Origin of the sequence: Microlunatus phosphovorus NM-1, from assembly GCF_000270245.1 — a bacterium.
GTDB lineage: Bacteria > Actinomycetota > Actinomycetes > Propionibacteriales > Propionibacteriaceae > Microlunatus > Microlunatus phosphovorus.
Genome location: NC_015635.1, coordinates 5,093,088 through 5,114,076 on the forward strand (window position 1 = coordinate 5,093,088; position 20,989 = coordinate 5,114,076).

Here is a 20,989-nt window from a genome sequence, read left to right on the forward strand (position 1 = left end):
CTCACTCAGATCACCGTCCCGAAGTTGCCGATCCACACCGTCAGCCGCGCCATCAACTGGTCCCAGAGTCCGGTGACCAAGAGCACGCCGACCGCCACCATCATCAGTCCGCCGATCCGCATCACGGCCACCTGGTGCCGCCGCAAGACACCGACCGTACGGTTCATGGCTGTGAATGCCACGCCGGCGATCATGAAGGGGATGCCGAGGCCCAGCGCATACACGAAGCCCAGCAGGCCACCCCGCAGCGCCGTCCCCTCGTTGAGACCCAGATTGACCACCACCGCCAGCGCCGGGCCGATGCACGGCGTCCAACCGAGCGCGAAGACCACACCGAGCACCGGGGCCGCGGCCAGTCCGGCGGCGGGCAGTCGCCGGATCCGCAACTCGGCATTGCCGAGACTGAGCACCCCGGCGAAGGCCAGGCCGAGCGCGATGATCACCACCCCGAGCACGCGGGAGATCACGGACTTGTAGGCGAGCAGGAGCTGACCGACGGTGCCGAACACCACCCCGGTGGCCACGAACACCACCGCCAGGCCGAGCATGAACAACGCGGTGCCGAGCAGCATCCGGCCGCGGCGGTGGCCGGCGGCCAGGTCGGCGGCCCCGACCCCGGTCATGTACGACAGATAGCCCGGCAGCAGTGGCACCACGCAGGGCGAGAAGAAGGAGACGATCCCGGCGAGCAGCGCGACCGGGATGGCAAGCGCCATCGAGCCGCCCATCGCCGCCGTCGCCCAGCTGGTCAGATCCATGATCAGCAGCGCCCCGCGGTCGTCGCCGGCCCGATCACTTGCCGTCGGCGATGTCGGTGACCATGTCGACCAGGGTCGTCTTGGTCACCGGACCGACGATCCGCGCCGCGACCCGCCCTTCCTTGTCGATCACCAGGGTCGACGGGATCGCCGTGGGTGGCAGCGTGTCCGCCAGTGCCACGAGCGCCTTGCCGGTCGGATCCCAGATGCTCGGGATGGTGATGTCGTGCGCGCGGTTGAAGGCGATCGGCGCGGCCTGGTCGAAGTCGCGAGTGTTGAGCCCGATGAACTGCGCGACCTTGGCGGTCTTCTCACTGGCCGCCTGCAGATCCGGCGCCTCCTTGCGGCAAGGGGGGCACCAGGAGCCCCAGACGTTCAGCACGACCACCTTGCCGGTGAGCTCGGCGGTGGAGATCTCCTTCTTGTCCTCGCCCAGCACGGCACCCTTGATCTCAGGCGCGGCGACCCGCTTCTCCGGCGGGATGATCGTCACCGACCGTTCCGCACCGACGTACCCCTCCTGATTGGCCGACCGGGTCGGCTCATCGGCCCCGGTCGCCGAGCAGCCGGCGACCAGCACGATCCCGAGCATGACCAGCGACGCCATCGCGGCCCGCCAGACCCCTCGCGTCGGCACCCCCGTACGCCGCCGCCCGCCCACAGATCTGCTCGGGTTTGTCGGATCTGCTCGGTCTATAGATCGAGCAGATCCGACAAGATCGAGCAGATCCGGCTGGGCTGCGCGCGAATCAAGAGAGGCAGGCGACTCAGGCACCGGCGACGAACTTCTTGCTGGTACGCCCGGCGAGCAGGTGGACGGCGGGCTCGGAGTAGACCACCGAGGTCACCCGGCCGTCGATCAGGGTCAGACTCGTCACGCTCGCCAGGGAGCACTCCCGGCGACGTGGGTCATGGACCAGCCGACGACCCTCGACATCGCAGCGGGCCATCCAGATCGGCAACTGATGCGAGACGATGACCGCCTCGTGACCATGGGCAGCCACCGCGGCATCGGCGATCGCCAGCCGCATCCGGGCCACGATCTCGGTATAGCTCTCTCCCCAACTCGGCCGCAGCGGATTGCGCAACAGCCAGAGGTTCGCCGGCCGGCGCAACGCCTGCGGAAACCGCACCTGCTGGCCCTCGAGTTGGTTCTCCGCCTCGATCACCCGACCGTCGATGACGATCTTGAGACCCTGGAACTCGACCGCGATCGGGGCCATCGTCTCCTGGGCCCGCTCCAGCGGCGAACAACGCAGGTGCCTGATGTCATGGCCGGCCAGTGCCTCGGCAGCCATCACGGCCATCTCCCGACCCCGGTCCGACAGGTGGTAGGCCGGCAACCTCCCGTACAGCACACCCTGCGGGTTGTGCACCTCACCGTGCCGGACCAGGTGCACGACGGTACGCCCTGGCGCCCCGTACGGCGGCGCGGTCATCGCCGGACTCCGTTCGCCGGCCTCCTGGCTGGTGTCGCCTTGATCATCGCTCTCCCGTTCGATGTCATCCCGGTCGGCACGGCCCCGGCCGCGCCGCACCCAGTCTGCGATGCTCCGGACGACGTTGTCATCGCTGCTGTCATCGCTGTCGGAAGGAGCGGCAGTCTGATCCTGCTCGGCACCGGACTCATCGATGGTCATCAGGCACTCTCCTCGGCGGGGCTCGACGAAGCAGACTCAGACAGCGCCCCAGCAGACGGCGCCCCAGCAGACAGCGCGGACCCGGACAAGGCCTGGGCTGCGGCCCGGGCCGCAGCCGGCAGCGCGCTGACGATCCGGTTCATGGCTCCATCATCGTGGGCAGCGGACAAAAACCAACCCTCGTACGCGCTGGGCGGCAGGTACACCCCCTGCTCGAGCATGGAGTGGAAGAACGCCGCGTACGCCTGCGTGGACTGCGTGGCTGCGGTGGCGTAGTCGGGCACCGCAGTCACTCCGGCTACGAAGAAGACGCTGAACAAGTTCCCGGCGGCTTGGATGACATGCGGTACGCCTGCGGCCGACAGCGCCGCCCCGACCTCGGCCTGCAGCTGAGCCGAGATCGCATCGACATGGGCATACACCTCCGGCGTGGCCAGTCGCAGCGTGGCCAGCCCGGCTGCCGTGGCGACCGGATTCCCGGACAGGGTGCCGGCCTGATAGATGCCGCCGACCGGTGCCAACTGCTGCATCAGCTCGGCCCGCCCGCCGAACGCCGCAGCCGGGAAGCCGCCGCCCATCACCTTGCCGAAGGTCATCAGGTCCGGCTGCACGCCGTCGATGCCGTACTGACCGGTTCGGGTGACCCGGAAGCCGGTCATCACCTCGTCGGAGATGAACAGCGCGCCATGCTCCCGGCAGATATCGGCCAGAAAAGCGTTGAAACCGATCCCGTCCTCGACCCCCGGCGGGATGACACCCATGTTGCCGGCCGCAGCCTCGGTGATCACCGCGGCGATCCGGTCGCCATAACGGGCGAACGCCTCCCGAACCCCCGTCCGGTCGTTGTAGGACAGCACGATCGTGTCGGCGGTCGTCGCCGCCGTGACGCCGGGCGTGCCCGGAATGGCCAGCGTCGCCACCCCGGAGCCGGCCGAGGCGAGCAGTGAGTCGACATGGCCGTGATAGCAGCCGGCGAATTTCACGATCATGTCCCGGCCGGTGATCCCCCGCGCCAGCCGCAGCACCGACATGGTGGCCTCGGTGCCGCTGTTGACCAGCCGGACCTGCTCGACCGGGGCCCGCTCGATGATCGCCTCGGCCAACTCGACCTCGGCCAGGGTCGGCGCCCCGTACGACGTCCCATGCTCGGCGGCCGCGCCGACCGCAGCGAGCACCTCCGGGTGCGCGTGGCCGAGCAGCATCGGTCCCCAGGAGCAGATCAAGTCGACCAGTTCGTTGCCGTCGATGTCGTAGAGATAGGGCCCGGACGCCCGGGCGATGAAGCGCGGCGCGCCACCGACAGCCAGGAACGCTCGTACCGGCGAGTTGACCCCGCCGGGGATGACGGCCCGCGCCCGCTCGAACGCCTCCCTGGACAGCCGATCACTCAGCAGTTGACCGGTTAGCTGCTCACTCACCAGCTGGTCACTCATCGACGCACTCTCCCCCGTTGCGCATCAGCCACGGCCCGCTCCTGCGCGCCACTTCTGTGCCCATTCTTGGGCCCAATAGGTCAGCACCAGATCCGCGCCGGCCCGCCGGATCGAGGTCAGCGTCTCGTCGATAGCCGCCTCCCGATCGATCCAGCCCTGCGCCGCCGCGGCCTCCACCATCGCGTACTCGCCGGAGATGTTGTACGCGGCCACGGGCACGCTCACCAGCTCACGGACCGCACGCACCACGTCGAGATAGGCCAGTGCCGGCTTGACCATCACCACGTCGGCGCCCTGCTCGACATCGAGCAGCACCTCGCGCAGCGCCTCCCGGACATTGGCAGGATCTTGCTGATAGGTCCGGCGGTCGCCCTGCAGAGACGACCCGACCGCCTCGCGGAACGGCCCGTAGAACGCCGACGCATACTTCGCGCCGTACGCCATGATCGCCACATCGGTCGCGCCGGCGGTGTCCAGCGCCGACCGGATCGCGCCGACCTGGCCGTCCATCATCCCGCTGGGCGCGACCACGTGCGCGCCGGCCGCGGCATGGACCTGCGCCATCGCCGCATAGATCTCCACCGTGGCGTCGTTGTCGACCACACCGTTCGCGGTCAGCACGCCACAGTGCCCATGGTCGGTGAACTCGTCCAGGCAGACATCCGACATCACCAGGAGCGCGTCGCCGATCTCGTCGCGTACGGCGCGAAGCGCAAGATTGAGGATCCCGTCGTCGGCCAGCGCCGCCGAGCCGAGCGCGTCTTTGCGATCCTCCCGAGGCACGCCGAACAGCATGATCCCGCCCAGCCCAGCCTCGGCGGCCTGCGTCGCGACCGAGCCCATCGCGTCCAGCGGATGCTGCACCACGCCCGGCATGGACGAGATCGGCCGCGGCTCGCCCAGTCCTTCGGCGACGAAGACCGGCAGGATCAGCTGCCGTGGCGCGACCGAGGTCTCGGCGACCATCGCCCGCATCGTCGAATTCACCCGGAGCCGGCGTGGACGGTGGGTCAGGCCCGCCGCACCGCCCGCCGACCCGGACAGATTCGACCCGGACCGGCTCGACCCTGAGGGGGTCGAACCGGAGAGGCTCGACTCAGACAGATTCAGCTCAACCACAGCAGCCATCAGACTCGAAGGTCACACCCTCCGTCGCGAGCTCGTCTTGCGCTGAGACGGCTTGACGACCGGCTCGCCGGCTGCCACCAGGGCATCCCGACGCTCGGCGGCAAAGCTGGCCAGCGCATCGGCCAGATCCACCGCGGACGGCTTGCCGGCGACCACGTCGACCCGCAGTCCGTGCTCCTCACAGGTCTTCGCCGTCTGCGGACCGATGGCGGCCAGCACCGTGCTCGGATGCGGCTTGCCGGCGATCCCGACCAGGTTGCGCACGGTCGAGGACGAGGTGAACACCACCGCATCGAATTTGCCGGACTTGATCGCCTCGCGCACCTCGGCGGGCGGCGGCGCGGCCCGGACGGTGCGGTAAGCGGTGACGTCCTCCACCTCCCAGCCGAGTCCGACCAGACCAGCGGCCAGTGTCTCGGTGGCGATGTCCGCGCGCGGCAGGAAGACCCGGTTGATCGGATCCAGCAGTTCGTCGTACGGCGGGAACTCCGCCGCCAGTCCGGCCGCCGACTGCTCGGTCTCCGGGATCAGATCCGGCTCGATACCCCAATCGCGCAGCGCCCGACCGGTGATGTCACCGACCGCGGCGACCTTGAGACCGGAGAAGGACCGGGCGTCCAGGCCGTACTCGTCGAACTTCTCCCGGACCGCCTTGACTGCGTTCACCGAGGTGAACGCGACCCACTCGTAGCGGCCCTCGACCAGGCCCCGGATGGCCTTGTCCATCTGCTGCGGGCTGCGCGGCGGCTCGACCGCGATGGTCGGCACCTCGTCGCTGTGCGCCCCGTACGTCCGCAGCCGGGCGATCAGCGGCGCGGCCTGGTCCTTGGTGCGCGGCACCAGCACCCGCCACCCGAACAGCGGCTTGGTCTCGTACCAGGCGAGTTCGGCGCGCTGCTCCGCCGCCGTGCCCATGATCACGTGGATGGGATCCCCGGCAGGCGCCGCCACCTGCTCCACCTGCGCCGCCAGACCGGCCAGACAGGTGGCGATCGTCACCTGCTCGGTGCTGCCCCCGTGCAGAGTCGCCAGCACGTGGTCATCCTCGGCGCGCCCCGCGGCCTTGGCTGCGGCGATCAACGCCGGGAGGTGCGCGATCTTGGTGCTCACCACCAGCGTCGGGGTCGAGCCCCACTGTGCGGTGATGGCCTTGGTGAAGCGACCGTCGCAGATGGAGGCGAAATGCACGCCGCCGGTGTGGCTGAGGTCGATGCCGGCGTACTCCGGGACCGCGGTCAGGCTGGAGACACCAGGCACCACCTCGAAGTCGGCACCACCGCGGACGCAGGCGGCGGCCTCATCGGCGATGGCGTTGTCCAGGAACGGATCGCCGGACACCAGCCGGACCACCCGGACGCCGGCCTCGGTGTGCTTGAGGATCAGCCGGGCGCGGGCCGAGGGGCTGAGCGGCTTGCTGGCCTCGGTCAGACCGAGAGTGGCGATCTGCGCATCGGGGCCCAAGGTGATGGCCGGGTGCGCCAAGAGCTCCCGCTGCCGATCGTCGTCCAGTATCACCACCGAGGCGTCTGCCAGGGCGGCGATCGCGCCCAAGGTCAGCAGGTCCGGGTCACCTGGGCCGGTGCCCACGTAGATGACGCGACCGCGCGTGTGCGGCGAGGTGGGGGTCGTCGTGACCGTCGAGGATGAACTCGGCTTGTGGGCCGTCGTTGGGGACACAGGCAGTCTCGCGTTCTGTTCGGCCTCCCCAGCCTTACGGCTGGCGAGGGCGTTGTGGCGTACGCAGCTCGTCGAGGATCGCCTTGGCAGCTTCCGCCCCGAACTGACTGGCATCCGTCGTGGTTCCCGACAATCTGCGCCGCAGGGGAGGAGCTGTCTTGATCGATTCCGACAAGTTGTTCAGCACCGTTCTCCCAATTACGACGCGAAGAGTCAAATCGAGACTTGTACCATGGACACCCTCCAGCACCGCACGGGCCCCTACCGGAGCCGTGCAACCCGCTTCGAGAGTCGCTAGAAAAGCTCGCTCTGCAAGGGATTCCGCTCGTGCGGCCAGGTCGTCGAGGGTGCGCATCGCGGCCTTTTTGGCATGGCTGAGAGATTCATGAATCTCCAACGCGAGGACCGCTTGTCCGGGTGCTGGAATGAGGTCGTCGACGCTCAGTATCTGTGCCGGGAGTCCCTTTACGACCGTTAACCCATCGTTAGCGCATTTGTCGCATTCCGACAACTCGGGCGCCTCCAGCCGGCCCAGCCGACGCAGTCCGGCCGCGGCCAGGATCACCGCATCCACCTCGCCGGCCGCCGCCCGGCCGATCCGGGTGTCCACGTTGCCGCGGATCTCCACGGCCTCCAGTCTGATGCCGAGCCGGGCGCCGAGCTCGGCCAGCTGGATGGCACGGCGCGGCGCTCCCGTACCGATCCGGTCGCCGTCGCGAAGGGTGTCGAGAGTGCGCCCGACCAGGACGTCGCGGGGGTCCTCACGCGGCGGTGTCGCGACTACCTCGAGTCCGGCGGCGGGTGCGGTGGGCAGATCCTTCAGGGAGTGCACGGCCACGTCGATCCGCCGCTCGTAGAGAGCCTCGCGGACCGCGCTGACGAACACGCCGGTGCCGCCGATCTGGGTCAGGCTGCGCAGATCGACATCCCCGGTGGTGGTGATGCCGACGAACTCGGTCGCGAAGCCTCGGGCCTGCAGCAGGGCCGCGACCTGATCTGCCTGGGCGCGGGCCAGCGGCGAGGTCCGGGCGCCGATCCGCACTGTCTCGCCAGTGATCGTCTGCTCAGTTGTCACGGGCTCAGCATTCACCTGCTCGACGTTCACCTGCGCAGTATTCCCTTGCTCAGCGGTCACTTGCCAAACGGGTCACTTGGTCGTCATCACCTCAGGCGACATCACGGCGGCGATGGTCTGCGGATCGAGCGCGAACAGCTCCCGCAGGGCGGCCGCATAGTCCACCGACTCCGGGTTCGCCGACAGTTCCTGCACGCGTACGGTCGGCTGATGCAACAGCTTGTCCACCACCCGGCGTACGGTCCGGTGGACCTCTTGGCGCTCCCGCTCGGTCAGATCGGGGGCTCGGCCGTCGAGCCGGGCCAGCTCGGCGCTGACCACCTCCGAGGCCATGCTGCGCAGCGCGACCACGGTCGGTGCCACCTGCGCGGCGCGGCGTACCCCGAGGAAGTCGTTGACCTCACCGGAGACCAGCGCACGGGCCGCCTCGACCTCGGCACGGCTGGCGTGATCGGGCTGATCGGCAACCAGGCGCGCCAGGTTGACCAGCACCACGCCGGCGTTGGTGACGTCCTCGGACACGTCTGCCGGCAGGGCCAGGTCGACGACCCCGACGACCGGGGTGCCCAGCAGGTGCTCGGCATCGAGGAAGACGTCTCGGGCGCCGGTACAGGTGACGATCAGATCCGTCTGCTGGAGCGCCGCCTCCAGCTCGGCCAGCGGCCGGGCCTGAGCACCGATCGCCTCAGCCAGCCGGCGGGCCCGGTCGTAGGTCCGGTTCACGCAGGTCACCTGAGCGCCTGCGGCGGCCGCGGTCCGAGCGGCCAGGCTCGCCATCGACCCGGCACCGACGACCAGCAGCCGACGGCCTCCGATCGGGCCGACATCGTTTCGCAGCACCTCGTACGCGGCGGTCACCAGCGAGCGACCGGCCGAGCCCACCTCGGTCTCGGTGTGGACCCGCTTGCCCACGCGCAGGGCCTGCTGGAACAGTGCATTGAGCCCAGTGCCCACCGTGCCGTGCGCCTGACAGGCGGTCAGCGCCGACTTCACCTGACCGAGGATCTGGTTCTCCCCCACCACCATCGAGTCGAGGCCGGAGGAAACGGCGAAGGTGTGCGCCACCGCGCCCTCGTCGAAGTAGACCGCGCACAGCTGCCGGAGCTCGCCGACACCGACACCGGACAGCTGGGCCAGGGCGACCGTGACGTCGTCCAGACCACCGTGGAAGCGGGAGACCGAGGCATACATCTCGGTGCGGTTGCAGGTGGAGAGCACGACGGCCTCGTCGACGTGCTCGCTGGCGATCATCGCCTCGGCCAGCTTGGTGGACGTCGAGCTGTCCATCGCCACCTTGGCGAGGATGTCCACGCTGGTGGTCTTGTGCGAGATGCTGACCGCCAGGATGCTCACCGGACTACCTCCTCAGACTTGCGCTGCTCGTAGTAGGCCAGGATCTGCAGCTCCTGGCCCAGGTCGACCTTCCGCACGATGACGCCATCGGGCACCGCGAGAACCGTAGCGGCGAAGGTCAAGATGCTGGTCACGCCCTGGTGCACGACGCGATCGACCACGCTCTGGGCGGCTGCCGGAGGCGTCGCCAGCACGGCGATCGTCGCCTTGGTACGGGTGATCACCGCCTCCAGCTCGGCCAGGTCGCTGACCTCCACGCCGTGGACGACGGTGCCGATCACTGCCGGGTCGGGATCGACCAGGGCCGCGATCCGGAAGCCGCGGCTGGAGAAGCCCGCATAGCCGGCCAACGCCCGGCCCAGGTTCCCGACGCCGATGATGACGACCGGCCACCCACGGGCGGTGCCGAGCTCGCGGCCGATCTGTGCCTGCAAACCAGCGATGTGATAGCCGACCCCGCGGGTGCCGTAGGAGCCCAGGTGGGACAGATCCTTGCGCAGCTGCGACGGCGTGACCCCGACCACCTCGGCCAGGCCGGTGGAACTGATGGTCTCGACTCCGGCTTGGGACAACAACTCCAGCTCGCGCAGATAGACCGGAAGCCGGGAGACCGTCGTCGGCGACAGACCCATGGTGAGCTGAAGATCGTCAACAGCCCCGGAGACGCCCGAATCCGGCCGGGGCGACGCGCGGCGAGCGGTCTGGGGCACGGTTCTCCTGCGGACAATGGTTCGGCGGGGGGTCGCCGAACAGGCCCACACTATCTCCCCTGAGCCGAACAGTTCCCTAGGCCAAGCACTCACGGGTGGTGCACCACACAGTCTCGGCTGAAGCTCGGCGCCGGCTACGCCACCGTGGATCTATTCCTCCGCGGCCAAGAATGCGTGGCCGCGGGGAGACAGCCGATAGCCGACCGTCAGACTCTCGGTCAGTCCGAGCGCCTTCAGCCGCCGGACCCGGGACTTGTAGTAGAAGCGTTCCTCACCGGCCTCGTCCGCGAGCACGGTCGACACCACCCCTGGCTGCGCGGCGATCTGGCGGAGAACGGACCGCGTCCACGGACCGTCCTCGGCTGCGGCGTCCATCCGGTCGAGCTTCTTCCGCAGCGTGGCCAGTGTCGCCGGATCGAGATCATCGTCGGCTCGCAAGGCGACCCGCGGGTCAGGTCCGGCCAACGCGAGATCGATCCGATAGAGCTGACCCTCGGTCGCGCTGGGCTCGGCCTGCCTGTCCGCCGGCTGGCTGAGCTCGCTGACTGCGGCCGCCCCTGCTGTTGTGCGGGTGTCCCGCGGACCCCGTGGTACGCGGTCGAGCCAGCGCCGCAGCGCCTTCAGATCGGCGAAACCGGCCGCCCGGGCGTCGGCTTCGGTCAGCCCATCGGCGTCCACAGGAGTGATGCCACGCACCTCGACCATGCCGATCCGGGTGGTGAACCGGGAGCCGACCCTGGGCCGCACGACGGTCCACCGTCGATACGTCGCGGTGACCGAGCCGCCGGCCAATCCGTCGAGGGCGGCCTTGGTGAACAACATCAGCGGCGTCGAGCGGTCAGCGCCGTCCGCAGCCGGCTGGGGTCGACCCGCCAGTAGTCGTGCTGGGCGCCGTCGACGAAGGTCACCGGCACCTCGTCGGTGTAGCGTCGCCGCAGCTCCGGGTCGGCGTCGATATCGCGGGTGGCCCAGGTGTCGCCGGTCTCGGCGCACACCGCCTGGACGATCGCGATCGCGTCGTCGCACAAATGGCAACCAGCGCGGGTCAGCACCACCACCCGGGCTGCCTGCTCCGAACCTGCCGCAGCTGGGCCGGATCCGTCTGGCTTCGGCGAACCCTGCGCGCTCCCCCATCTCACGGAGCCAGCTCCCGTTCCAGCTGGCGGCGCAGCTGCACGCGTTTGATCACGCCGGTCACCCCGCGAGGCAGTTGATCGACGATGCGTACCTCCTGAGGTCGCTTGAACACCGGCAGCCGGGTCTGGATGAACTCGGTGACCTGTTCCTGGGTGACCGAGGGGCCGGTCACGAAAGCCACCAGCCCACCCCCGCCGCTTCCTGACTCTCCGGCCGTGACCTGCCGACTCACCACCGCTGCCGCCTCGACGCCCGGCAGCTGGCGGATCAGCTGTTCCAGCTCGCTGGGATAGACCCGGAAGCCCCGAACCGTGAGCACCTCACGGGAGCGGTCGACCAGGAACAGCTCGCCATCGCTCAGATAGCCGAGGTCGCCGGTGTCGAACCAGCCGTCCGCATCGGGTCCGCCGCGTCCATCCGGCCAGTAGCCGCTGAACAGGTTGGCGCCGCGGATCATGATCTCGCCCGGCTCGCTCGGGTCGTCCGGATCGGCACCCTTCTTGGCAGCGATCCGCACCTCGACCCCGGGCAGCGGATGACCGACATGGAACGGGCCGAGGGCCTTGCTGCCGACGGTGCTGCTCACCCCGGGAGCCGCCTCGGTCAATCCGTACGCACGCTCGACCTGGACTCCGGTCAGTTCAGTGAATCGGGCACTGAGTTGGGTGGGTAGCGCGGCCCCGGCAACGATCACCCGGCGTACGCCGCCCAGCCGCTCGATCGCCGTCTTGTCGTGGACCAGGCGATAGAGCAGGCCCGGCGTGATCGGCAGCTGATCGACCTGTTCGGACTCGATGATGGCTGCCAGATCCCAGGTCGCCGGATCCGGAATGACCAGCTGCGCGCCCGCCGCCAGGCTGCTGCCGAGCACCGCATTCAGCCCGTAGACATGGAAGAACGGCAGCACTCCCAAGATCACGCTGTCCGCGCTGACGATCTCGTGACCACTCACCTGCTCCAGATTGGCCAGCAGGGCGCGGTGGCTGAGCATCACGATCTTCCGATCACCGCTGGTGCCGAGCGTGCAGGCCAGGACCGCGAGCGACTCCGGGTCTCGCGGCGTCGCGACCGGCACATCCGTCGCGGCGAGGCTCGCCAGCCCCTCCTCGCTCAACTCCCAGGAAGTGACCCGATCCGAGCTCAAGGGCGTACGTGTCGTGAACAGCGCCCGGATCCGGCACTCGGCCAGCAGGTCGTCACGATCCGTGACTGGATCCTCGGGATCGGTCGGCACGACAACGAGTCCGGCCCGCAGCGCGGCGAGGTAGGCCACCACCCAGGCGATCGAGTTGGGCCCGTCCAGCCCGATCCGTTGTCCGGCCACCAGGCCGCGAGCTGCCAAACCGGCGCTGACCTGGCCGACCTCGGCATCCAGCTGGGCCCAGGTGCGGGCCTCGACGCCCGGCTCGATCAGCGCCACCCGATCTGGCTGCCGCTCGGCCTGCACGGCCACCAGCTCAGACACATTGCCCAGGTTGCCCACGCTGCCAAGCTACCGGACGCGGACACCACCCTCATATGGCTGACGTCATCCCCGATGTCGGAGATGACCGACCGCCCGTGGCCAGCGTTTTGTTCAACGGTCCTCTCCGGTGGACCATGAGACAGAATCGCGGGTCAGCGTCATCGATGACCGACCGCCCGGCCGTCGGAGAATCCCGGTGAGGCAGTGGCGGCACAGATTACTGTTGGGGCGATGGACACGACCGGTGGCGGCACGGCCGACGAGGAGACTCAGCAGAGGCTGACTCCAGACCAAGCCACCCAATCCACCGGGCGCCGGAAAGCTGCGGCCAAGGTAGTCAACGAGCCGCGGATCGGGCCGGATCCGCAGGCCGCCGCATTCTTCGACCTGGACAACACGATGATCCAGGGCGCGTCGATGTTCTATCTGGCCAAGGGCCTCTACGCCCGCGACATCTTCCCCCGGAAGGCGATCCTTCGGGCGCTGTGGCTGCAGCTCCAATTCCGCTTCATCGGCGGTGAGAACCCCGACCACATTGCCGAGGCCCAGGCCGCCAGTCTGAGTCTGATCACCGGCCTCTCCGTCGAACAGATCACCAGCGTCTGCGAGGAGATCTACGAGGACACCATCGCGCCACGGATCTGGCCGGGCACCCGCGCCATCGCGCAACTGCACCTCGACGCCGGTCACCAGGTGTGGCTGGTGACCGCCGCACCCAAGGAGATCGCCGAGCTGATCGCGTCCCGGCTTGGCATCACCGGCGCGCTGGGCACCCGGGCCGCTGTGGTGGACGGCTGCTACACCGGCCATCTCGAGCGCGGGTTGCTGCACGGGCCGGCCAAGGCGGAGGCGGTACGCGATCTCGCCGAGCAGTACGGCTTCGACCTGGCCCGGAGCTTCGCCTACTCCGACTCACACAACGACCTGCCGCTGCTCTCCCTGGTCGGTCACCCCTGCGCGGTCAACCCCGACGCCGAACTGCTCGAACATGCCGAAGAGCAGGACTGGCAGATCCGCGACTACCGGACCGGCCGGAAGGTGGCCAAGGCCAGCGCCCTCGGGGCCGGCATCGGCGGCGCCAGCCTCGGCGCCCTGCTGATCGGCCTCGCCATCCGCCGCCAGCGCAAATAGCCCGCCCGCCCAGCGGAAATTCTGGTTCCCTGTCCACGTCTCACGTGGACCAATCGCCAGAACTTCGCCAGTGGGTCCGACCAGCTCAGAAGAAGGCGCTGCGGCGTTGCATCAGCATGGCGTACAGGCTCTGCTGGATCGTCTCGCGCACCTGGTCGGTCACGTTGAACACCACCATCGGGTCGTCCGCGGCCCCGGGCGGCAGTTCGTCGGTGGTGATCGCCTCGCCGAACTGGATGATCCACTTGCTGGGCAGCGGCACCAGCCCGAGAAGGCCGAACCAGGGGAACAGCGGCGTGATCGGGAAGTACGGCGCGCCCAGGGCACGAGCCAGGGTCGGTGCGCTGGCGATCAGCGGATAGATCTCCTCCGACCCGACGATCGAGATCGGGACCAGCGGGACCTGGGCCCGGACGGCCGCCGAGACAAAGCCCCCGCGACCGAAGCGCTGCAGCTTGTACCGGTCGGCGTACGGCTTGCCGAGCCCCTTGAAGCCTTCCGGGAACACCGCGACCAGGTGGTCTGAGGCAAGCAGCCGCTCCGCGTCCTCCTGGCAGGCCAGCGTCGTGCCGGTGCGGCGGGCGAAGTCATGGGAGTACGGGGTCTTGAAGATCAGATCGGCGCCGAGCATCCGGACGTGTCTGCCGATCTCGTCGTAGACCACCGAATGCAGCACCAGGCCGTCGATCGGCAGCGTGCCCGCGTGGTTGGAGACCAGCAGCGCGGAGCCGGTGGTCGGCACATTCTCGATGCCGCGGACCTCGACTCGGAACCAATGCTGGGCGAGCGGCCGCATGATCGGCAGGAAGACCTTGGTGGTGAACTCCGGGTCGAAGCCGAACTCGTCGATCGCATACTGACCGCTCAGCCGGGATCGGGTGAACTCGACGATCTCCTCGATCGACTCCTGCCAGTCAACGCCGAGAGTCGCGGCCAACTGCAGCACCGTCTTGAGCGGGTCACGTCCGAGGTCCTTGAACTGATCGACCGGGAGGTTCTGCAGTTGCGCGAGAGCGGTACGCAGCAGCGCGGCAAGCTCGTTCAGCGCTCCGCCAGGGTTGTCCGGGGGCTCGGTGGCGGCACCCTGGTCCTGGTCCTCCGGATGATCCTCGGCCTGGTTCTCGGCTCGATCCTCCGATTGATCCGCTGGCGGGTCCGATTCGATCGCGGGGTCGGTCCCCAGCTCGGCCGCCTCGATCGGGTCCTCGATGACTGTCGCCGGCTGCTCAGGCCCGGCTTCCTGAGCCGGGTCCGCTTCCTGAGTCAGATCGGACTCCTGACCAGGGCCGAACTCCTCGTCGGGGTCGGCCACGCCGCCAGGATCGGATGCATCGACCGGTTCGATCGGTTCGACCGGTTCGGCCTGGCGAACGGCGGCGGATCCCCGCGGACGCGAGCGATTGCCACTCTTCGAGCGGCCAGCCGAGCCTCCTCCGGCAGAACGCTTGCCCGGTGCCAACCCACGAGCGGCGGCCGAGGGCGTCGTACCCGAACCGCGGCCAGCCCTTCCGGAACTGCCCAGCTGGATGATCTCTGCATCAGCCACGGCGTACCCCCTCGAGCAGGCTGCTCACGCTGGTCAGCGCCTGGTCGACCCGCTGCGCACTGAGCAGGCCCGGCGCCGACACCGAGACGAACTCCTCCAGCGCCTCCCGACTGGTGAACCGGGGCGCAAGTCCGGTCGTCGTCACGAACCGGGTGGTGTCCATCGCCCGGCCATAGGTGAGCGCGGCGATCTGGTCCGACGACCAATCCCCAAGTCGCGCCTGCCGCAGCATTCCCGCGATCATCGGGCCGCACTGCTGCGGAAGCCCGACCGCGGGCCGGCCCATCAGCCGCAACGCCTGGGTGAGGGAGACGACGTCGGGCGCCGCGACGTTGTAGGTGCCACGATAGGTGTGCCGAGTGACCTCGAGCAGCGCGGCGATCGCATCGCTGGGGTGCAGGAACTGCAGGCGGGCGTCGTAGCCCATCACCCGGGGCACCACGGGCAAGGACAAGAACCTGCTCAGCTGGCTGTCGACGCCGGCACCCATCAGGTTGGCCAACCGCAGCGTGGTCACCGCGACGTCCGGCCGGCGGCGACCGAGACCACGAACGTACGACTCGATCTCCAGCGCGTCCTTGGCGAACCCGGTACGCGGTTGCGCCCGCGGTGACATGTCCTCGGTGAACTTGGCCGGGTCGCGGGGCGACGCCCCGTACACCGAGACCGAGCTCTGCACGACCAGCTTGCGGAACGAATCCGCCTTCTGGCACGCAGCCAGCAACTGCATCGTGCCGATGACGTTGATCTCCTTCATGGAGGAACGTCCGGCTCGGCCAGGACTGGCCACGATGGCCATGTGTACGACCGTCTCGACCGCGCGCGCCTTGATCACCTTCGCGATCACTGGATTGCGAATGTCGGCCCGGACGAACGAGACCTGGCCCAGGTCATGTCTGGGCGGGGTGACGTCGACGCCGATCACGTCGAGCGTCTCATCCTCGGCGAGAGCGCGAGCGAATCTGGCACCGAGGTCTCGCGCGACCCCGGTCACCAGGATGACCCGCGCCATCGAGCCGATCCCCTAGCTCGCGCTTACGCCGCTTACTTGCCGGCGCGGCGGCGCTGAATGCGCGTGCGCTTCAGCAGCTTGCGGTGCTTCTTCTTCGCCATCCGCTTGCGACGCTTCTTGATGACCGAACCCACGGTGTACCTCTCGCTGCGTCCGCGCATCACCGGATGGCAACCGCGGACGTCCTTGACTCAATTGATCTGACTATGCGTGATCTGACTATGCGCTGCCCGGCTGGCCGAGCAACCCCCGCATGCTACCGCCCCGAGGAAGGCTCGCGCGCCACGCGTCAGCGTCTCGATCTCCGGAACCCTTCCGGGTCAGACCTCGGCCTGGGCGGGGACTTCGGCATGGGGCGCGATCTCGGGGCCGCCTGGCAGCTCAGTACAACCCGGCTCCTCGACGCAGCCGGACCCACCCGAACTGACCAGGCCACCCGAACTGACCGGAGCGTCGGAGCGTCGGCCCAGCGTCGAGGCGAGGTGCGGCTCGGCAGTCTCGGCGACGATTCGGGCGGCGGTGCCCAAGCTGGCCAACTGCTCTGCGGTGAGCTGATCGATGACCAGCCGACGAACCTCGCGTACATGACCGGGGGCTGACTCGACGAGCTTCTCCCGACCGGCCGGGGTGAGCCGTGCATTGACGCAACGCGACGCGCCACCCTGCCGTTCGATCCAGCCCGCCCGCTCGAGTCGCGTGACCGCATGCGACAAGCGGGACGGCGAACCCTGGGTGAGCTGCGCCAACTCGCCCATCGCCATCGAGCCGTCGGGCCGGTCCCCCAGCCTGACCAGCACGTGGTACTCGAAGGTGTTGATCCCCGACTCCTGCTTGAGCTGGGCATCCAAGGCACTGGGCAGGGTCATCAGCAGCGCCATCACCGAGCGCCAGTGGCATTGCTGGTCGGACGTGAGCCATGGAGGGTCAGCCAGCTGACCCATCTGCGGGTTCTGTTCCCCGCCCACCTGCTCCGCCATCCAGCCAGCGTACCGATTTGAATGTTCAAACCGGACCCTTTAGGATGAATTTGAACATTCAAGCACAGACCTCTCGCGTTCGACACCCAGTCCGTCGCGGGGAAGAAACCGACAAGGAGACGTTCATGTCCCTATTCCGGATCGACGCCAGCATCCAGGGCGACCGCTCGTTCAGCAGCGCCTTGGCCGACCTGGTGCAACACGAGGTCACGGCCGCCCATCCCGACGAGCCAGTGATCACCCGCCACCTGGGCAATGAGCCGCTGCCTGCGGATGCGTGGCAGACGGCGATCCTCGCGAACTTCACCGACCCGGCAGCACGTACGCAGTCTCAGCGCAGCGCGGTCGCCCTGGCTCAGACCCTGACCCGCGAACTCACCGAGGCCGACGCCGCCGTGCTGGCACTGCCGCTCTACAACTGGGGCGTATCCCAGCACGTCAAGACCTGGATCGACCTCGCGATCGCCGGCGCGGCTCCGGGCAGCCGGCTGCTGGATGGTACGCCGGTCGTGCTGGTCACCACCCGCGGCGGCGCGTACGGTCCGGGCACTCCGAAGGAGGGCTGGGACCACAGCATCGGCTATCTGCGTCGCATCCTCGCCGACGTCTGGGGTGCCGAGTTGACCGTCATCGAGCGCGAGCTGACCCTGTTCGGGCTGAACCCCGCCCTGGATGGGCTCGCCGACCTGGCTGCGATCACGAAGCAGCAGGCTGAGCAGGCCGCCGTCGAGGCCGGCCGCGCCCTGGCCGACCGGCTCGACGCACGCGTCGCCGCCTGAACCCCGTCTACTCAGGCCCCTTCAGATCTGTCCACCGCGAAACGCACCGCGATGCGGGATAGCGTTGGCCGGTGAGCAGCTACGTCGAGGACCTTTCCCCCGGCTCCGGCCGTCGCACGCCCGCCCGCGCCTGGGTGCACAGCGACGCGCCGACCCTGAGCCTGGACGGCGACTGGCGCTTCCGGCTGCTGCCGACGCACCGCGGGTTGGATTCCTCGGTCGCCGATCCGGCGCTCAACGATGCCGATTGGGACACCATCGCTGTCCCGTCCCACTGGGCGCTCGCCAACGACGGGGCCGGCGGGACCTACGGGCAGCCGATCTACACCAACGTCGTCTATCCGTTCCCCGTCGATCCGCCGTCCATCCCCGACGAGAACCCGACCGGTGAGTATCGGCGTCGCTTCGCCCGCCCGGAGTGGGCGGTTGGCCCAGCGGTCGGAACCGTGCTGCTGCGCTTCGACGGCGTGGAGTCCGTTTACCGGGTCTGGTTGAACGGTGTCGAGGTAGGGGTCGGCAAGGGCAGTCGCCTGGTGCAGGAGTTCGACATCGGCGACCTCCTGATCGATGGCGAGAACGTGCTCGTCGTCCGAGTCCACCAATGGTCCTCGATGAGCTATCTGGAGGACCAGGATCAGTGGTGGCTGCCCGGCATCTTCCGCTCGGTCACGCTGCTGGGCCGTCCGGCCGGCTGTCTGGACGACGTCTGGCTGCAGACCGCGTACGCGGACGGGGTCGGCTCCTGCCGCCTGCAGCTGACGGCTGCAGACGACGCTTTCCCCGTCACCGTGCGGATCCCGGAGCTGTCCGTCGAGCACACCTACGGCTCCGCGGCCGACCTCGACGCCCCGCTCACCATCGGGAGCGTGGCGCCGTGGAGCGCCGAGTCGCCCCGGCTGTACGACGTCGAGATCTCCTCGACCAGCGAGACCGTGACCCTGCGGACCGGCTTCCGGACCGTACGGATCGAGGGCGATCGTCTCCTGGTCAACGGCCGCCAGGTGATCTTCCACGGCGTGAACCGACATGAGACCCATCCCGAGCGAGGCCGGGTCTTCGATCGCGAGCATGCGCGCGCCGACATGATCATGATGAAGCGGCACAACGTCAACGCCATCCGCACCAGCCACTACCCGCCGCATCCCGAGGTGCTCGAACTGGCCGACGAGCTCGGCTTCTGGCTGATCGACGAATGCGACCTGGAAACCCATGGGTTCGCCTTCTCCAACTGGACAGACAATCCCAGCGACGATCCGGTGTGGCGGGATGCGTACCTCGATCGGATCGAGCGCACCGTCGAACGCGACAAGAACCATCCCTGCATCGTGATCTGGTCGCTCGGCAACGAGTCCGGCACCGGCACCAACCTGGCCGCGATGGCCCAGTGGGTGCGCGCTCGGGACCCGGAGCGGCCGGTGCACTACGAGGGCGACTACACCTGCGCCTACACCGACATCTACTCGCGGATGTATCCCAACCTGGTCGAGTTGGAGGCGATCGGCGGGGAGCACGGACCACTGCTGTCGTGTGGTCCGGCAGAGTCCCGTCGAGTACGCAGCAAGCCGTTCCTGATGTGCGAGTACGTGCACGCGATGGGCAACGGGCCCGGAGCAATAGCCGAGTACGAAGCCATCACCGAGGCCTACCCCCGGCTGCACGGCGGGTTCGTCTGGGAGTGGCGCGATCATGGTCTGCTGACCCGGACGGCCGACGGTACGCCCTACTACGGCTACGGCGGCGACTTCGGTGAGGTCATCCACGACGGCAACTTCGTGATGGACGGTCTGGTACTCCCCAACGATCAGCCGACCCCCGGCCTGGCGGAGTTCGCGGCGGTCTCCCAGCCGTTGATCATGACCCTGGCGGGCTCCACGCTGTCGATCCGGAACCGCTATCACAGCCTCGATACCGGCTGGCTGCGCTTCGTCGCACGACGTGAGCTGGACGGTCGGATGGTCGAGGACAGCGTGCTGGTCGTGTCGGCGGTGCCGGCCGGCGAAACCGTGGAGATCGAGTTGCCGGCCGAACTCCTCGCGTCTGCCGGGGATGGGGAGACCTGGCTGACCCTGACCGCCGAGCTTGCCGACGCCACCGCCTGGGCACCCGCCGGCCACGTGGTGGCCAGAGCGCAATTCGATCGCAGTGGCCCCAGCGCTCCACTCGCCGGCGGCGCCGGGTGGCCTGGTCCTGCGGCGAGTGCGCCTGTTCGCGTGAAGGATTCGGCGCGTCCTCGCACCAAATCCTTCACAGCCGAGTCTTCCTCAGCAGTCTTCGACCTGGCATCCGGGCGGCTGACCAGCCTGTTCGGGCTCCCCATCGACGGCCCGCGCCTCGAGTTATGGCGCGGTCCGACGGACAACGACCGCTCGTCGTCCGGCGGCTCGTACGAGCTGGGCGATCCAGACCAGACTGGTGGCCACGGGACATCGGGGCCCTCATCGGAGCAGCGCTGGCGGGACCGCGGACTGGACCGGCTGACCCATCGGGTGCTGTCGATTGATACCTCGGCAACCAGCGGTGCTCTTCGACTGCTTGTGTGCCGAGTACGCAGCGCGGCCGCGGCCAGCGCGCTGTTCGTCGACACGACCTACACCTGGGTCGTCGACGACGGCGCCGAGGGCAGCGTCGACGAAGTCCGTCTGCGAGTCGAGATCAATCCCTCACCGGCCTGGGACTGCACCTGGCCACGAGCCGGCGTACGGTTCGATCTCCCGGCTGAGGTCGATCGAGCGGCCTGGTTCGGCACGGGGCCGCTCGAGTCCTATCCCGACACCGACTACGCCGCCCAGGTCGGCCGGTTCGCCGCTGGGATCGACGAACTCAATGTCACCTACTCCCGGCCTCAGGAAACCGGTCATCGTGCCGCATTCCGCGAACTGGAGCTTGCCGCTGCTGCGGGACCCGTCGTCCGGCTGCGGTCACTCGCCGGTCGGGGAGGTTATCGTCCTGGTTTCACCTTGACCAGGCATACGCCGCAAGAACTGGACCGGGCCGCACACCCGTACGAACTGCCTGAGCCCAGCCGCAGCTACCTGTTCGTGGACGCGGCCGTGCACGGCATCGGCTCTCGCGCCTGCGGCATCGACGTGCTGCCTCAGCATGCTCTCTGGCCGGCCGCATTCCGCTTCGACCTGGTGTTCAGCGACCCGCGCTAGGACCGCGATCAAG

General features: G+C 68.7%; 19 protein-coding genes. 3 read left to right on the top strand and 16 right to left on the bottom strand.

The annotated features are described in order from the left end of the window. Positions 1–5 precede the first annotated feature (5 nt). The 12 genes from MLP_RS23110 to MLP_RS23165 form a co-directional block, all read right to left on the bottom strand. Positions 6–716, bottom strand: a complete 711-nt coding sequence (locus MLP_RS23110) for a cytochrome c biogenesis CcdA family protein (protein WP_041793294.1) — start codon at positions 714–716, stop codon at positions 6–8. Between the two features lie 76 nt (positions 717–792). After that, positions 793–1,395 (bottom strand): TlpA family protein disulfide reductase, encoded by a 603-nt coding sequence (locus MLP_RS23115; RefSeq protein ID WP_041790511.1) that lies wholly within the window; start codon positions 1,393–1,395, stop codon positions 793–795. Between the two features lie 130 nt (positions 1,396–1,525). Then, positions 1,526–2,197 carry a histidine phosphatase family protein gene (locus tag MLP_RS23120; RefSeq protein ID WP_013865633.1) on the bottom strand — a complete coding sequence of 224 codons (672 nt, stop codon included), beginning with the start codon at positions 2,195–2,197 and terminating at the stop codon, positions 1,526–1,528. Positions 2,198–2,397: 200 nt separating this feature from the next. Beyond that, positions 2,398–3,831 (bottom strand): glutamate-1-semialdehyde 2,1-aminomutase, encoded by a 1,434-nt coding sequence (hemL, locus tag MLP_RS23125; protein WP_013865634.1) that lies wholly within the window; start codon positions 3,829–3,831, stop codon positions 2,398–2,400. A gap of 24 nt (positions 3,832–3,855) precedes the next feature. Beyond that, positions 3,856–4,959 (bottom strand): porphobilinogen synthase, encoded by a 1,104-nt coding sequence (gene hemB, locus MLP_RS23130; RefSeq protein ID WP_013865635.1) that lies wholly within the window; start codon positions 4,957–4,959, stop codon positions 3,856–3,858. Between the two features lie 12 nt (positions 4,960–4,971). Next, complete coding sequence (locus MLP_RS23135) at positions 4,972–6,636, bottom strand: bifunctional uroporphyrinogen-III C-methyltransferase/uroporphyrinogen-III synthase (protein WP_013865636.1); 1,665 nt, start codon at positions 6,634–6,636, stop codon at positions 4,972–4,974. Positions 6,637–6,670: 34 nt separating this feature from the next. After that, positions 6,671–7,711, bottom strand: a complete 1,041-nt coding sequence (gene hemC, locus MLP_RS23140; protein WP_197536462.1) for a hydroxymethylbilane synthase — start codon at positions 7,709–7,711, stop codon at positions 6,671–6,673. A 72-nt stretch (positions 7,712–7,783) separates the two neighbouring features. Beyond that, positions 7,784–9,064: a glutamyl-tRNA reductase gene (locus MLP_RS23145; RefSeq protein WP_013865638.1), complete on the bottom strand. Its 1,281-nt coding sequence runs from the start codon at positions 9,062–9,064 to the stop codon at positions 7,784–7,786. Beyond that, a complete protein-coding gene (locus MLP_RS23150) occupies positions 9,061–9,774 on the bottom strand; it encodes a redox-sensing transcriptional repressor Rex (protein WP_231851381.1) in 714 nt (237 codons plus the stop codon). Before MLP_RS23150 ends, MLP_RS23145 begins: the two co-directional genes overlap by 4 nt. Positions 9,775–9,924: 150 nt before the next feature. Next, complete coding sequence (locus tag MLP_RS23155) at positions 9,925–10,596, bottom strand: ASCH domain-containing protein (RefSeq protein ID WP_013865640.1); 672 nt, start codon at positions 10,594–10,596, stop codon at positions 9,925–9,927. Further along, complete coding sequence (locus MLP_RS23160) at positions 10,596–10,913, bottom strand: glutaredoxin family protein (RefSeq protein ID WP_172641616.1); 318 nt, start codon at positions 10,911–10,913, stop codon at positions 10,596–10,598. The genes MLP_RS23155 and MLP_RS23160 overlap by 1 nt, the downstream gene beginning before the upstream one ends. After that, positions 10,910–12,376, bottom strand: coding sequence for a class I adenylate-forming enzyme family protein (locus MLP_RS23165; RefSeq protein WP_172641617.1), 1,467 nt, complete (start codon positions 12,374–12,376; stop codon positions 10,910–10,912). The genes MLP_RS23160 and MLP_RS23165 overlap by 4 nt, the downstream gene beginning before the upstream one ends. Positions 12,377–12,607: 231 nt before the next feature. On the opposite strand from MLP_RS23165, the gene MLP_RS23170 reads away from it, so the two are divergent. After that, positions 12,608–13,507: an HAD family hydrolase gene (locus tag MLP_RS23170; RefSeq protein WP_013865643.1), complete on the top strand. Its 900-nt coding sequence runs from the start codon at positions 12,608–12,610 to the stop codon at positions 13,505–13,507. A gap of 85 nt (positions 13,508–13,592) precedes the next feature. Here the strand turns inward: MLP_RS23170 and MLP_RS23175 are convergent, their stop codons facing one another. The 4 genes from MLP_RS23175 to MLP_RS23185 form a co-directional block, all read right to left on the bottom strand. Continuing rightward, positions 13,593–14,819 (bottom strand): 1-acyl-sn-glycerol-3-phosphate acyltransferase, encoded by a 1,227-nt coding sequence (locus MLP_RS23175; protein WP_013865644.1) that lies wholly within the window; start codon positions 14,817–14,819, stop codon positions 13,593–13,595. 226 nt (positions 14,820–15,045) lie between these two features. After that, positions 15,046–16,065, bottom strand: a complete 1,020-nt coding sequence (locus MLP_RS23180) for an NAD-dependent epimerase/dehydratase family protein (protein WP_013865645.1) — start codon at positions 16,063–16,065, stop codon at positions 15,046–15,048. 32 nt (positions 16,066–16,097) lie between these two features. Continuing rightward, entirely contained in the window at positions 16,098–16,199 is a 102-nt protein-coding gene (locus MLP_RS27650; protein WP_042842924.1) for a 30S ribosomal protein bS22, read from the bottom strand. A gap of 186 nt (positions 16,200–16,385) precedes the next feature. After that, positions 16,386–17,042 carry a MarR family winged helix-turn-helix transcriptional regulator gene (locus tag MLP_RS23185; RefSeq protein WP_070100491.1) on the bottom strand — a complete coding sequence of 219 codons (657 nt, stop codon included), beginning with the start codon at positions 17,040–17,042 and terminating at the stop codon, positions 16,386–16,388. Between the two features lie 125 nt (positions 17,043–17,167). Here MLP_RS23185 and MLP_RS23190 point away from each other — a divergent pair, with 125 nt between their 5' ends. Both MLP_RS23190 and MLP_RS23195 read left to right on the top strand, forming a co-directional pair. Continuing rightward, the gene (locus MLP_RS23190; protein ID WP_013865648.1) at positions 17,168–17,821 is read left to right on the top strand and encodes an FMN-dependent NADH-azoreductase; all 654 of its coding nucleotides are present in this window, start codon (positions 17,168–17,170) and stop codon (positions 17,819–17,821) included. Positions 17,822–17,892: 71 nt separating this feature from the next. Then, complete coding sequence (locus MLP_RS23195) at positions 17,893–20,976, top strand: glycoside hydrolase family 2 TIM barrel-domain containing protein (protein WP_013865649.1); 3,084 nt, start codon at positions 17,893–17,895, stop codon at positions 20,974–20,976. The last annotated feature ends 13 nt before the right edge of the window (positions 20,977–20,989 follow it).

Bases quoted from the DNA above. Each gene is read 5' to 3' on its own strand.
- MLP_RS23110 (WP_041793294.1), bottom strand. From the start codon at position 716: ATGGCGCTTGCCATCCCGGTCGCGCTGCTCGCCGGGATCGTCTCCTTC.
- MLP_RS23155 (WP_013865640.1), bottom strand. From the start codon at position 10,596: ATGTTGTTCACCAAGGCCGCCCTCGACGGATTGGCCGGCGGCTCGGTC.
- MLP_RS23190 (WP_013865648.1), top strand. From the start codon at position 17,168: ATGTCCCTATTCCGGATCGACGCCAGCATCCAGGGCGACCGCTCGTTC.
- MLP_RS23120 (WP_013865633.1), bottom strand. From the start codon at position 2,197: ATGACCGCGCCGCCGTACGGGGCGCCAGGGCGTACCGTCGTGCACCTG.
- hemB (WP_013865635.1), bottom strand. From the start codon at position 4,959: ATGGCTGCTGTGGTTGAGCTGAATCTGTCTGAGTCGAGCCTCTCCGGT.
- MLP_RS23170 (WP_013865643.1), top strand. From the start codon at position 12,608: ATGGACACGACCGGTGGCGGCACGGCCGACGAGGAGACTCAGCAGAGG.
- hemL (WP_013865634.1), bottom strand. From the start codon at position 3,831: ATGAGTGACCAGCTGGTGAGTGAGCAGCTAACCGGTCAACTGCTGAGT.
- MLP_RS23185 (WP_070100491.1), bottom strand. From the start codon at position 17,042: ATGGCGGAGCAGGTGGGCGGGGAACAGAACCCGCAGATGGGTCAGCTG.
- MLP_RS23180 (WP_013865645.1), bottom strand. From the start codon at position 16,065: ATGGCGCGGGTCATCCTGGTGACCGGGGTCGCGCGAGACCTCGGTGCC.